This window comes from Sphingobacterium bovistauri, assembly GCF_020295405.1.
Lineage (GTDB): Bacteria > Bacteroidota > Bacteroidia > Sphingobacteriales > Sphingobacteriaceae > Sphingobacterium > Sphingobacterium bovistauri.
Map to the genome: position 1 here is coordinate 1 of NZ_JADEYP010000019.1, position 14751 is coordinate 14751.

The following is a 14751-nucleotide window of genomic DNA, read 5'->3' on the forward strand; positions in this document are numbered from 1 at the left end:
CAGAATTGTTTTATCTAAAAAAATATACTTCTATTTTTGAGTTAGCTAAAGATATTAGAGAATATATAAAGTATTATAATAACGAAAGAATACGAATTAATTTAAATGGAATGAGCCCGGTGGAATACCGAGCTCATTATATCAAAAACATTGTATAAAGTCGTCCAACTTTTGGGGGTCAGTCCAACTGCACTGGAGCCTTTTTTATTTTATCTACCTTTCTTTTGTAAAGGGAATTTCATTTTATAACCTACGCGAATAATTCCTTTTGAGATAGCGTCCAACTTTCCTTTTAACATTGCTTTTTTCAAAGGACCAATTTTATCTACGAATAATTTTCCTTCAATATGATCGTATTCATGCTGAACGATACGTGCAGCTAATCCCGTTAATTCGACTTCATGTTCTTCAAAGTTTTCGTCTAAATAGTTAATTAACACATTAGGATGGCGTAATACATCTTCTTGAATATCGGGGATAGATAAACAGCCTTCGTTGAATGCCCACTTTTCGCCTGATTCTTCTATGATCATGGGATTTATAAATACCTTTTTAAAATCTTTTACTGTAGGATCACCAGGACCATCTTCATCGTCTTCTCCAAAAGGAGAGCCATCTACAACAAACAAACGAATGGGTAAACCTATCTGTGGCGCTGCTAACCCTACACCACGAGCGGCGTACATCGTTTCGAACATGTTGTTTATCAACTCTTTTAAACCTGGATAATCCTCATCTATTTCTTCTGCTTTTTTTCTTAATACAGGATCTCCGTATGCTACTATAGGTAATTTCATTATTCAATTTATTCAGAGAGCAAAGTTACCAATATTTTAATAATAAGACAGTCTGAAATATTTTTGTATTTTTAGCCTATGTGTGAAGATTTGTCTGCGGTTGAGAGGTTGATTGACGATTTAAGTCTTGAAAATCTCTATGAGAGAAGCGAACATTTGCCAGATGGATGTTTAAAAATATATACATCTAAATTGCTAATAATAATCTATTTACCCCATTCTAATCGATTAGAAATAGAGGATGATAGAAAAGTAATTCATTTGGATATAGATAATTTGAATCATTATTATCAAAAAGTATTACAACGTATAAAGGGGTTAATTGGCTTAGGGAAGCGTGTTTTTGCACGCCAAACGGTCGTTGCCCGTGTGGATAAAAGGGTGTCAACGGAATTTTTAGAAGAATATCACTTGAATGGACCTTTGCCCGGAAAGTATAGATATGGATTATTCTACCAAGGAGAGTTAGTCTCTTTAGCTGTTTTTAGTGGAGCACGAGTTATGCGTAAGATTAGTGATGATTACAGATCTTTTGAGTTGATACGGTTTTGCAATAAGGCAGATTACTTGGTTGTAGGTGGGATATCAAAGCTTGTTAAAGCATTTGTGCAAGAATTCAAGCCCAGTGATATTATGACGTACGCAGACCGTGACTGGAGTCAAAAGTCATCTTTAGAAGCAATAGGATTTGTAGATGAAAGTGTTACTGATGTACAAACTTTCTATATTAGAAATGGGGTAAGACTCAGTAGTCTAGAGAGCAAGGAAGAGTATGATTATTTAGTGAAAAATAATGGAAGTATAAAATTGAAGCTCTATCTCTCGTAAGTTTTAGTTAAATTAGAAGAGTCAATATAAACTTAGAAAATAATGAAAAGAAAACTAAGAATGGGTATGGTCGGTGGAGGTAACGATGCTTTTATCGGAGCAGTTCACCGCATAGCGGCATTCATGGACGGTAAAATTGAATTAGTCTGTGGGGCTTTTAGTGTAAATCAAGAGATTTCTGTTCAATCAGGACGTGATTTATTTGTTGCTGAAGATAGAATATATCCAGACTATAAAACAATGATTGAAAAGGAAGCGCTTTTGCCTGATGGCGAACGTATGGATTTCTTAACTATCGTTACTCCGAACTTTTTGCATTATGAACCAGCGAAACTTGCCTTGGAAGCTGGTTTTGATGTAGTGGTTGAAAAACCTATTACGCTTTCCTTAGCAGAAGCAAAATCTTTGCAAGATATTGTAGAACGTACTGGTCGCACGCTATGTTTAACTCATACCTACTCCGGATATCCAATGGTAAAACAAGCTAAAGCTATGGTTGCTGCGGGTCATTTTGGGAAAATTAGAAAAGTAGTCGTTGAGTATCCTCAAGGCTGGTTAAGTAGATTGACAGAACGTGAAGGTAATGCTGGAGCTGCTTGGCGCACTGATCCAAAGCGATCGGGTAAATCTTTAGCCATGGGAGATATCGGTGTACATGCTGCGCATCTAGCGGAACACATTACGGGGTTACGTATTCAAGAAGTGTGTGCCGATTTAACAACGTTTGTTGAAGGGCGTGCACTGGATGATGATGGTGCTGTATTGTTGCGCTTCAATGAAGGAGCTAAAGGCGTATTGATGGCTTCTCAAATCTCAGCAGGTGAAGAGAATGCCGTGCGAATCCGTATATATGGAGAGAAGGGTGGTTTGGAATGGGCTAATGAAGATCCAAATAACTTAATCGTCAAGATGTTAGATATTCCACGTCAAATTTACCGTACGGGAAATAACTATGCCGCTCCTTATACTTTGAGTTCTTTTGCGACCCATAATACCCGTATTCCTGCAGGTCACCCAGAGGGATTATTAGAATCATTTGCAAATATTTATCGCAATTTTGCGTTGACAGTTTCCGCAAAGCGGGAAGGAAAAACTCCTACAGCAGAACAGTTGGATTTTCCTACGGTAGCTGATGGCGTTCGTGGGATGGCATTTATAGATACCGTTGTAAAAAGTAACGGAAGTAACGAAAAATGGACTAAATTTGAGTCGTGATAAATTTAACTAATATTTAGAAGTCTCCAGTAATCTATACATAAGGATTACTGAAGACTTTTTTATATATACTATTCAAGGAATATCTATCCTATGATTATCCTAATAATCATAAATTAACTAAATGAAAATTGAAAAGGAATTTCCTGATTATACTCTTTTACTTGAAAAGGTATCAAGAGGGGATGACTTTGCTTTTACTCAATTGTATGATATTTTTGCCAATGACTTGATTAGACATATTATGTCTAAAATACAAGACGAAGAAAAGGCTGAGGATATTCTACATGATCTATTTCTTTCTCTTTGGAAGAATAGACAAAACCTAATTAATATTCAATCTTTACCATCCTATTTATACTCTTCTTGTAGGTATTTAATTTTGAATAATTTAAGAAAGGAATTATTAAAAGGTAAAAGTATTTCAATTACTGATATAGACGTTATCAATGAGGAGGTCTCTATTGAAGATCGAATTCATTATCGATATGTTATTGACATCGTTGAAAATGAAATAGAAAATTTGCCTCAGAAATGCCGAGAAGTTTTTAAACTTAGTAGGCAGAATTATTTATCGAACAAGGAAATATCAAATCAATTGAATATTTCCGAATCAACGGTTGAGAAGCATATTAATAAGGCTATCAGGTTGTTAAGGTCTTCGACTAAAAGATTTTTATTATTTTTTTAAAAAAAGTACTATTCCTAGTAGAAGCTAGCCCTCTTTTCTTACACTTATATATTAACTGACCTATTTCATAATTTGTCTATATGCATAATCTTGATAATAATTTTAAAAAAATAACGAACTATCTAAATAATGATGAATCCTCTTTAGACAAAAAGGATGTGGTTGATTGGTATGATTCACTTTCGAACCATGAACTTGTAGACACTGAAAGGGTTGATACAATTAGATATAATGCAAAGCAAAAACTCCTACAGACGATTCAGCAAAATAAACGAAAAACAATTGTCAATGCTATAATAAAGTATGGCGTAGTAGCGGCAATATTTATAGCAATAGGTTCGTTTAGCTATATAGCACTAAATTCAAAAGAACCTAATATAATATCTACTAAAGACAAACTGTCATCAATATCCTCAGCACAGAATAAAGCAATTATTATACTTCCAAATGGTAAAGAGATCGATTTAGAAAAAATTAAGCTCAATGAAAGCATTGATTTGGGGCACACCATTCTAAAAAAAGATGGAAATGGAAAAGTATCTTATTATGATAAGTTAAGTAACAAAGAAATTGTTCAAAATAACACATTAAAGATTCCAAAGGGAGGAACTTATACTTTGACACTATCAGATGGAACTAAGGTTCAATTAAACTCTGATTCAAAAATAACTTATCCCACAACTTTTAGTAAAGGAGATAGAGTGGTTTCATTAGAAGGCGAAGCGTATTTTGAAGTTTCCAAAACTTCAAATAGAAGTCCATTTAAGGTGTTTTCAAAAAATCAACAAGTTGAAGTATTGGGAACAAAATTTAATATCAAAGCCTATCCAAACCAAGAAGTAACTCAAACAACACTTGAAGAGGGTTCGGTATCTGTAAGTACTAATATTGAAAATAATAAAATTTTAAAACCCGAAGAACAGTCTACAGTCCTTAATAAGGGAAATATATCTATTAGAAATGTAGTCCTAGATGAAGTTTTAAGTTGGACAAAAAATCAATTTTACTTTAATGGGTCTAATACGAAAGATGTGATGGACGACATTGCCCGATGGTATAATGTAGATATAAATTATATAGCAAAAAATAGGACAGCTGATTATGTAGGTAAGATCCCTAGAAACTTACCATTAGACAAGTTAATAGAGCTGTTAAAATTTGCTGATTTTACAGTAAAAATAAATGAAGAGAAAGATAAGAGTATTAACCTAATAATAAACTGATAAATGAAAAGATAAAAACCTTTTGAACTCAAAGTAACGGATCTTGCTCCAACAAGATCCGTAGAAGTGGAGTTAGAATAAAACCTGTATTATTTAATTATAAAAACCCAACTAACGAATTTAATGAAATTATTTTTAAATCCGTTTTTGCAGAAGGGGGAATCTAGAAGAAGTATATCGGATGAACTTAACAGTACAGCTGTTGAGTATTGGACTGGTAATATTACTAAGGAAAGATTGACTGCGAAAACATTACCTAAAACATTGATGAAGATCAATTTAGTGGCTTTAATGGTTACTATGGGGCTTTCCCAAGTCGGAGCTAAAACAATTGCACAAGAAGTTACAATCAAACGTAACAAGTCGAATTTGGAAACTATTTTCAAAGATCTTGAAAAGCAAACAGGATATACTTTTTTTTATAGAAAAAGTGATATACAATCGTCTAAGAATATTAGTGTAGACTTCAAAAATATTCCATTAAAAGAAGCTTTAAGCCAAATTTTAAATCAAGGAAATTTTTCTCATGAGTATTTTAATAATACCATTGTAATTAAGAAGAACGCAAATACTTTATCATCAGTAAAAATCAACACGCCAAGCGGGATAAACTTGTTAAATCAACAACAAACTATAAAAGGACGTGTAATTGATAACCTAGGTAATCCAATAAAGGGAGCTTCTATAAGACTAAAAAGTGAACCTTCAAAAATTGTTATCTCAGATGAGAATGGTAATTTCATATTACCCCTAACATCACTAAACGAAATTCTCGTTGTTTCTTATGTAGGTTTCGAAAATAAGGAAGTAAAATCTACCTTGAACGCTAATCAAATGATAGTTCGATTAGCAAAGCAAGAAACTGAAATAGGTGAAGTTGTAGTAACGGGAACTGGAATTAATCGAAACAAGGACAGTTTCACAGGAACAACAGCCTCTTTTTCTGGAGAAGAACTGAAAGCCGTAAGTAATAACAATATTATTCAATCCTTACGTACTTTAGATCCCTCTTTTTTGCAGATTGAAAATAATTTGGCTGGTTCAAATCCTAACATCATGCCTGTTATCGAGGTTCGTGGTAAAAGTAGTATCCCTAGTGCTACCCTAAAAGATGAGTTTGGTTCTGATCCGAATCAACCCTTATTTGTTTTGGATGGATTCCCGACTAATATTCAGACGATTATGGATTTGGATATTAACAGGGTCGCTTCTGTAACTATTCTAAAGGATGCAGCATCAACAGCATTGTATGGTTCACAAGCTTCAAATGGAGTAGTGGTCGTTGAAACTGTTAAACCAAAACCTGGAGAATTAAGATTTAGTTATACTCAAGATTTTAGATTTGAGTCTCCTGACTTATCGGCATATAATATGATGAATGCAAAAGAGAAATTGGAGTTTGAAAAACTAGCAGGTCGTTATATTCCTAGTTCGGACGGTGATCCAGCTTTGCAAGTTGTTCTTGAAAATTTGTATAATACGCATTTAGAAAATGTACAGAGAGGCGTGGATACTTATTGGTTAAATGAGCCTGTTAAGCATGGATACTCTACCAATAATTCAATAAATGTATCAGGTGGTGATCAAGCTTTTACTTATAATGTTGGTTTTAATTATCGTATTGCTGATGGGGTTATGAAGGGGTCAGGAAGGGATAGTTATGGTGGAACTACCAATTTAACTTATCGTAAAGATAAGCTCCACGTTAATAATATAACTTATATAAGAGGAACAAAAACGGAAGAGTCTCCTTACGGTTCTTTTGCAGATTTCGTAAATGCAAATCCATATTATGAAAAAAATTATGACTCTCCTTACTTAGAGGTAACTAGAAAAGCTGACAGAGGTGGCACTCAATTAGTTGTTTTCAATCCTTTATATAATGCTGTGCAAAATCAATATAATAAATCGTCAAATATTGAAGTGCAAAATAATTTTAACGCAAATTATGATGTTACAAATTATTTAAGATTGAATAGTGGTTTGCAAGTTACTAAAGGAAATTCATTTGCTAAGAGATATAGATCTCCAGAAATGACGGATTTCTCGGATACGCCATTGCTTAGAAAGGGAAGATATAATGATAGCAGATCAAATAACTTTTCTTATCAGGTTAATTTAATGTTAACCTTTTACAAAACATTCGCTAATGATCACATTGTAAATGTAAACTGGAGAAATACAATTTCTGAAAATAAGAATGACTCATATCAAACTATAGCAGAAGGTTTTCCAGCGGGTAGTTTAGGTAGTCCTAGATTTGCATATAATTATTTGCAGGATGGCTCTCCTAATTCATCAAGCGGTGTTTATAGAGCGGTAAACTCAACATTGAGTAGTAATTATTCTTTTAAGAATAAATATTTATTTGATTTTGTTTATAGGATTGATGGATCTACAGCGTATGGTAGCAATAGAAGATATTCTCCATATTACGCTTTTGGTTTGGGGTGGAATATTCACCGAGAAGATTTTATTAAAAACCAGTCATGGATTAATACATTAAGGATAACAGGAAATGTTGGAATTACGGGCAATCAAAATTTTTCTAATATAAGCTCTATTTCAGTATACAACTATAATTCAAATGTAAATTACAATCTATTCGGTCAGGGAGTAAGCTTAAGTATGTTGGGAAATCCAAATTTGGAACCTCAAAAAACGAAACAAATAAGTACATCAATAGACTTTAGTTTATTCAACAATAGATTGGCCGGTTATATCAATGCTTATAATAAAGAAACAAATCCATTAATTGTACCGGTAGATTTACCTTCTTCTACAGGGATATTTTCATATCCATACAATATTGGAAGCTTAACTTATCAAGGGGTTGAAACGAAACTTACTTATTTTCCGATTTACAATTTGGAGAAAGGTTTTACTTGGAATTTTTCAATCACTGGAGCGTCGTATAAAAGTAAATATGATGGTTTTGGAAACATCTTAGAAACGTTGAACAAGAAGCAAGAAGTTGATAAAAACCTTATTAGATATATAGACGGAAATAGTGCGGAAGCTATCTGGGCTACTCAATCATTGGGTATTGATCCTACGACAGGTCGCGAAGTCTTTTTAACTAAGGATGGACAATATTCTTTTGATTATTCAGCGGCCAACATAATGAATGTAGGAAATACTGCAGCTAAAATGGAAGGAGTTATATCCACAAACTTAAGATACAAAGGTTTCAATTTCGGAATAGGCCTTAGGTATAGAATTGGTGGAGAAATTTTTAATTCAGCTCTATTCAATAAAGTCGAAAACATTACGTATACCAATATTGCAAATAATCAAGACAAAAGAGCTTTATATGATAGATGGAAAAACCCAGGTGACATTTCTCAGTTCAAAGGGATATCTCAAACTAGCAGCACACCTATTTCGTCTAGATTTGTCCAAATGAACAATTCATTGAGTAGTGAAACCCTTAATATTGGTTATTTATTCAATGATCAATTATGGTTGAAAAAATCAGGAATTGAATCTCTGAATATAAATTTCTTAGCTAATGATTTTCTTTATTTTTCTACTATAAGAAGAGAAAGAGGTATTGATTATCCTTATGCGAGAACATTCGCTTTATCATTACGAGCATCATTTTAATTTTTTGGAAATGAAAAAAAATATTTTATTAAAACTCACTTTTGTCTTAGGTTGTTTTTCTTTTTTAACTTCCTGTGACAAATACCTAGATATACAGCCTGAAGATAAGATCCTTGAGACACAATTGTTTTCTTCAAAACAAGGAATCAACAGTGTATTAAATGGTCTTTATATTTCTTTGGCAGACAATATGCTGTATGGTGATAATTTGACGTTATCAACTATTGAAGTTTTGGCTCAACGGTATAATGTTCCAACAACACATAATCTCAATAAAATAGCTACTTATGCATATAATGAAGAACCCGCTAAATCTCGTTTAGAAAATATATGGACAAGAAGTTATTCTTTAATACTGAATACTAATACTTTTTTAGAAAATTTAAATAAGTATAAGGGCACCTTAGATGCAGAAAATGAAGCTATTCTGAAAGGTGAAGCATATGCTATAAGAGCTTTTTTACATTTTGATTTATTAAGATTATTCGGGCCACGTTATTCTACATCAGATTCTACGGCCAATAGTCTACCGTATTATGAAAAATCTCAAAACACAGTAAATCCGTTGCTACCAGCTAATGATTATGTTGATTTGGTTTTGAACGATTTGAATCTGGCAGAAGAACTATTGAAAGCAGATCCTATTACTACAGGTCAGATAATTGATTTTTCAGACGAGGGAGTTAATTCATTTGTTAATACGAACCGGAATTATCGATTCAACTATTACGCTGTTAAAGCACTTAAAGCTAGGGTGTTGCTGTATAGAGGTAATAAGGTCGAGGCTTTGAATTATGCAAACGAGGTCATCAGTGTTTCATCATTATTTCCATGGACAACTTCTCAAAATGCATTAAGTGAGAAGCAAAATCCAGATAGAGTTTTTACCTCTGAGATGATAATCGGTGTAATGAATACTCAATTATATAATAGATATACAGCTCTATTTGACCCATCTGTAAATGATTTTAACATTTTGGCTCCGATAGAATCAAGAATAAATACCGTTTTTGAGAATAATGAGAATGATTATAGGTTTAATTTAAATTGGGTTAGGCCATCGACTGGAGTTAAAACGTATAAGACTTTTTTGAAGTATGCAGACATAGTTGATAAAAATAAATCCTTTCGCTATACAATCCCTTTGATTAAAATAAGCGAAATGTATTATATCGCTGCAGAATGTCAGACTGTTTCTGCAAATGGGATAGCGTTGTTAAATACCGTTCGTGCTAATCGTGGTTTATTGCCTTTAGCAGCAAATGCAAATATTAATACTGAATTGCAAAAGGAATATCAAAAGGATTTCTTTGGAGAAGGTCAGTTATTTTACTACTACAAGCGTAGAAATACAACATCAACAGTAAATGGCTCTGCAACAAGTGGTAATAGAACAATTAATTATTCCATTCCAATGCCCGATTCTGAATCAATTTATCGTGATTAACATTATACTTAATAAAATGAAAAGACTAAATATTTTGACCTTAGTACTTATTCTATTTTTCTATTCTTGTGAAAAGGAATTACATAAGTATGAGGGTAAGCCCACCATATATTTTAATGAAGCTGGTCGGTTGCCGGCCTATAGCGGTGAGGTTATAAGAGATTCTACAATTATGTCCTTTAGCTTATCCAAAGCAAAAGATTCAATTGTATCAATGGTTATATCTACAATCAGTAATATTAGTGATGTAGATAGAAATTATGGTATTCATATAAACGATAAATCTACAGTTCAAGAAAATGAGCATTTTGAGCTTTTGAATAAAGATTTTATCATTAAGGCCGGTCAACTAAAAGATACAGTTTTAATTAAATTTCTACGAACAAATGAAATGTTGGACAGCAACTTTGTTTTAATCTTTGATCTGGTTGAAAATGAAAATTTTTCTGTTGACATGAAAGAAAAGACCTTATCGAATGGTGTTAAGCATAATTTTTCGACTTATACATGGTATGTCAATGACATTATAAAAAAGCCAGGTAGATGGATGGACGCTTACTTCGGTACATTTACTCGTAAAAAATTGTTTCTAATGGTCGAAATATTAGGTATTGAAGCTTCTTATTTGGATGCTTCAGTCAGTATACCTGAGATGACGGCTTTTGGTCGTTTTATGAATAGATACCTAAATGATCAAAAAAATCTTGGCAAAACTATTTTTGAAGAGGATGGAATAACAGAGATGACGATGGGCTCTGCTTCGCAATAGCTAATTAATAACTTATAAATATCATGAAAATTTTAAAATATTGCAGTTTTCTCCTACTAGCCATAGCTTTTAGTGTTTCATATACATCATGTATTAAAGATACCGGAAACTATACATACAGTGAGATTAATAGGTTAGAAGAAATTACCAATATGCCAGATACATTGACGGCATTTTATGGTTCTCAATTCAAATTTTCTCCGGACGTAAAGTTTAATAAGGATCAAAATTTTGACCAGAGTAAATATGATTACGAGTGGTCGTATATAGGCCCCAATGGTTTGGGGGGGACTAAGCTTTTTATTTTTAATGAAAATAAGGATGTAGATATGATTGTTACGTCAATTGTAGCGGGTACTTATCAAGCTTATTTTAGTGTAACAGATAAAGAAACAGGAGTTAAATTCAGAACCCCATTTAGACTTATTATTAAAGATGAGTTTAATGAAGGTTGGATAATGATGAATGAAGCGAACGGGAAACCTAGAATTGATATGTTATCATTAAACTCAGAAGGTAATGCTGTTTTAGTACTAGATTTATTGAGTAAAGTCGGTTCAGATTTAGAACTAAAAGGTAAACCAGAAATGATTTACAACTATCCAACAGGATTGTTGATTGGTCCTGATAAAATTTCTCATGGACTATACGTTGGGACAGATGAGATGACAACCAAAATAGAGCCTAATACCTTCAAATGGACTCCTACCATGGGATTGCAACATGAAATGTTTGGTGAGTACCCTACCGGTTTTTACGCATCTATTATTAAACAAAAATCTACGTGGAGCGCTTATCTAATTGGCAAAGGTGATGCCTATTATTATGATAGGGTGATGAATATCTATTTTTCGGCACCTATAAATTATATTAATGAGGAAAGAGTGGAATTTGAGGTAGCGCCATTTGTTTATGCACCTACAGGCGTGTTTTATGATATTACGAATAGAAGATTTGTAAAGCATACAGGTGCAGCTTCATCATCTACTGTAATTCCTGATCCTTCCGATAATAAACTTTTTAGCTTTAAAACGGGAATGGATTTGAAGTATATGAAAGGAGTTTCATTTAATGGAGGCGAGATCTTTTCTATTTTGAAAAGCCCGAATAGCGATCTTTATTATCTGGCGAGGTTTAACGCTAGAAGTAATGCTCAAACATATTACGCAGAGATTTTGAATAATGATATTAAAAATGCTGAATTTTTTGAAGTAAACCCTGAGTTCGGATATATTTTCTATGCAGTGGGTGGCAAGTTATACCAATATGATATGATTTATAAAACCACTAAGCTTATGATTGATATAGGGAATAATAGGATCTCATACCTTAGATTTTATGAATTTATTAACACAAATAAATATAAGGATGGCAATAAATTAATGCTTGGTTTCTATGACCCAAATATCAGCAATGGAACTGAAGGTCGTCTGAATATCTATACTGTACCTGGATTGAACGGGGATCTCGTATTAAATAAGAGTTATTCCGGTTTTGGTCGAATTAAAGACTTAACCTATAGAGAAAGATAATAGAATAGGAGCTAGCCATTTTTTAGCAAGCTCTTTGTTTAATTTAAATATAAAAATCATGTTTAGGTCTCTTACTATAATAATTTTAATCCTGTGTTTTAAGCAATCTGTTTTTGCTCAAAAAGCTTTTGAAGGCTCATTTGAAGATTGTAAAAATGAAGCTCAAAAATACGATAAACTCATATTGATAGATATGTACTTTACAGGCTGTATGCCATGTGAGGAAATGGATAGAAAGGTTTTTCCTGCTTCAAAAATCCAAGAAATTTTAAATTCGAAATATATCTTTTATAAAACTAATATTATGAAAGAAGAGGATGGAAAGAAGTTAGCTCGAAAATATGGCGCTTCTGGATTTCCAACTTATGTAATATTAAATAAAAATGGTCATGCAATTATTTCAGAATCCGGTTTTTTCGGTGTTGATAGGTTTGCTGAATTATTACATTCTGCTATAATGCTTAATGATAAAGAAGAATATTTGGCTTTTGATTTAGACTTAAATAAAATCTACCATCGTGCATATAGTGAGCGATTTATTAAGACGGGCAATAATTACCCCTTTTCAGAGATAAGGTCATTTTTGGCCGAACAAAAAAATCAATTTGAGGAAACAGTTTTTCTAGCCAATTCTGCTACTTTCTTTCCTGAATATGATGCTTGGACTTACCAAAATCTAGATACGTTACGTAGAATGTATGGTCCTAATTTGTTAAGAAATAAAATTGGTCGAATAGCAGATTCTAAAAGTAAATTTTTTGGTCAGGAAAATAAGGCTGAAGAGTTTATTACAATGTTGAATTATATAAAGCCTGTTTATAATAAAAAGCTTTGGACGGTTTTTCTTCCAAAATACGTTGAAACTTATTACAAGGAAAATCAACACTTGGAGACGTACTATGAATTAATAAAAAAACTCAATGTTTATTCTTCATGGGAAACATTAAGTAACGCTTATGGAAATATAATAACTAATCCGGCTGTAGAGACTGCTTTATTAGAAAAAATTTTGGTTGAATATGAAAACCTAATAGGCGCTGGTCAACAAATTCACGAAACAGACCGATTCAAAATTGCGACGTTGTATTATAAGTTGGGAAAATTCGATAAGGCAAACGAATGGTTAGAAAAATTCAAACAATCTGAATCAAAATTGATTACAGACGCAACTCTTAAAGAATTTGCAGAGGCTATTACAGCAAAAAATAATAAATCATATTTACCTAAAAATCTTATTAGGTTATTACCAATGTTAATGGAATAAAAATGAAAAAAATAGTATTTATATGTTTATTCATGTTCGCGTTTATTGCGGTTATGGCTCAAATGCCAAGTACAATAAACGGTCATGTCAATTTTGAAAAAGTAAAAAAGGTTGGTCTATCTAAAATATTAAACGGAAGGTTAATTGAAATAGGGACTACTTCCGTAGATTCTTCAGGGTATTTTGGATTTCGATTTATACCAGAGTATGAAGGGTTTTACGTTTTGAATGTTGGCGCAGCGTCTAATCAAAATAACTTGTTTCGGTTTTATTTTAAACAGGATCAAACACTTAATGTGGAGTTTGATGGGAGTAGATATTCACTCTTAGGGAACAATAGTAATGAGAATAAGGCTCTAGCTGTGTGGGACAAAGAAGCAAGTGTAATCAGAGAGAAAGCATTATCCTTAGGAGGAAATAGTACATTTAAAGATTTCTTCCCAGAAGTTGAAGCTTTGCATGCCCGATTGAATAAATTGAAGAATATTAACCCAACAGGCAACAAAAGATTTGATAGTAATTTTGGTAATATCGTTGATTTTGATTTTGCATATTATGCATTAACATATGTTTTCATGCCAAAATCAGTACACCCACAAAAAATTGATTTTATAAATTATTATAATACCTTCGATCCAGATAAGTTTCTGACTAAGGATCTTTTAAATATGCACTATGGAGATAGATTTTTATCAACATTGATTTATAAAAAAGTAGACTTATCTACCAAACCTACATATGATACAATGTTGGAGAGTATCCCTGTTGCTGAATTAAAAGGTCAGTTTGCGTTACAAAATTTGGAGAGGTCTAAATCTTATGATAATTACCTTGAGCTAACTGAAAAATATCAGAAATACTTCATTTTGGCTGAACAAAAAGCTCGTCATAGCACAATGGGAGCTAAACTTATTGATACTAAGAGAGGCGTTCCTGCTTATCAATTCAAATTTCCAGATATAAATGGAAATGTTAAATCGTTAAATGATTTAAAAGGTAAAGTTGTCTTAGTAGATCTATGGGCTACTTGGTGTGGACCATGTCGTGCAGAAGAACCATTCTGGGAAAAATTGAATGAGGAGTACCTGGGTAAAGATGTAGCCTTTGTAGGAGTTTCTACTGATAAGGATAAAGGGGCTTGGGAAAAATATGTAACGGAGAAAAAACTTAAAGGAATCCAATTACATGCTGGAGTAGCAAATCCTTTATCAGAGGCGTATAAAGTAACTGGAATACCGCGTTATATTCTAATTGATAAACAGGGCAATTTGGTATCTGCCGATAGTCCGCGACCATCGAATCCATCGTTGAAAACTCTATTGGATGATGAGTTGAAAAAATAAGTTTAAGTCAATCAAATAAATGGACTAAATTTGAGT

General features: G+C 32.8%; 12 protein-coding genes. 11 read left to right on the forward strand and 1 reads right to left on the reverse strand.

Features of this window, described 5'->3' with window-relative positions; all coding sequences use genetic code 11:
- Nucleotides 1–5: 5 nt before the first annotated feature.
- A complete protein-coding gene (locus IPZ78_RS10775) occupies nt 6–158 on the forward strand; it encodes an IS3 family transposase (protein WP_262903833.1) in 153 nt (50 codons plus the stop codon).
- Between the two features lie 51 nt (nt 159–209).
- Here IPZ78_RS10775 and def read toward each other — a convergent pair whose 3' ends face one another.
- Nucleotides 210–797 (reverse strand): peptide deformylase, encoded by a 588-nt coding sequence (gene def / locus IPZ78_RS10780; protein ID WP_225553548.1) that lies wholly within the window; start codon nt 795–797, stop codon nt 210–212.
- A 78-nt stretch (nt 798–875) separates the two neighbouring features.
- Between def and IPZ78_RS10785 the strand changes: the two genes are divergently transcribed.
- The 10 genes from IPZ78_RS10785 to IPZ78_RS10830 all read left to right on the forward strand — a co-directional run bounded on the left by IPZ78_RS10785 (nt 876) and on the right by IPZ78_RS10830 (nt 14715).
- Nucleotides 876–1625, forward strand: coding sequence for a hypothetical protein (locus tag IPZ78_RS10785; RefSeq protein ID WP_225553550.1), 750 nt, complete (start codon nt 876–878; stop codon nt 1623–1625).
- Between the two features lie 42 nt (nt 1626–1667).
- The gene (locus IPZ78_RS10790; protein WP_225553552.1) at nt 1668–2840 is read left to right on the forward strand and encodes a Gfo/Idh/MocA family protein; all 1173 of its coding nucleotides are present in this window, start codon (nt 1668–1670) and stop codon (nt 2838–2840) included.
- Nucleotides 2841–2964: 124 nt separating this feature from the next.
- Complete coding sequence (locus IPZ78_RS10795; RefSeq protein WP_225553554.1) at nt 2965–3531, forward strand: RNA polymerase sigma factor; 567 nt, start codon at nt 2965–2967, stop codon at nt 3529–3531.
- Between the two features lie 80 nt (nt 3532–3611).
- Entirely contained in the window at nt 3612–4754 is a 1143-nt protein-coding gene (locus tag IPZ78_RS10800; protein WP_225553556.1) for a FecR family protein, read from the forward strand.
- Between the two features lie 123 nt (nt 4755–4877).
- Nucleotides 4878–8360 (forward strand): SusC/RagA family TonB-linked outer membrane protein, encoded by a 3483-nt coding sequence (locus tag IPZ78_RS10805; protein ID WP_225553558.1) that lies wholly within the window; start codon nt 4878–4880, stop codon nt 8358–8360.
- A gap of 10 nt (nt 8361–8370) precedes the next feature.
- Nucleotides 8371–9807, forward strand: coding sequence for a RagB/SusD family nutrient uptake outer membrane protein (locus IPZ78_RS10810; RefSeq protein WP_225553560.1), 1437 nt, complete (start codon nt 8371–8373; stop codon nt 9805–9807).
- A 16-nt stretch (nt 9808–9823) separates the two neighbouring features.
- Complete coding sequence (locus IPZ78_RS10815) at nt 9824–10576, forward strand: DUF4843 domain-containing protein (protein WP_225553561.1); 753 nt, start codon at nt 9824–9826, stop codon at nt 10574–10576.
- 23 nt (nt 10577–10599) lie between these two features.
- Nucleotides 10600–12108, forward strand: a complete 1509-nt coding sequence (locus IPZ78_RS10820; RefSeq protein WP_225553563.1) for a PKD-like family lipoprotein — start codon at nt 10600–10602, stop codon at nt 12106–12108.
- Between the two features lie 58 nt (nt 12109–12166).
- Nucleotides 12167–13372 carry a thioredoxin family protein gene (locus IPZ78_RS10825; RefSeq protein ID WP_225553565.1) on the forward strand — a complete coding sequence of 402 codons (1206 nt, stop codon included), beginning with the start codon at nt 12167–12169 and terminating at the stop codon, nt 13370–13372.
- Nucleotides 13373–13374: 2 nt separating this feature from the next.
- Entirely contained in the window at nt 13375–14715 is a 1341-nt protein-coding gene (locus tag IPZ78_RS10830) for a TlpA family protein disulfide reductase (RefSeq protein ID WP_225553567.1), read from the forward strand.
- Nucleotides 14716–14751 lie beyond the last annotated feature (36 nt).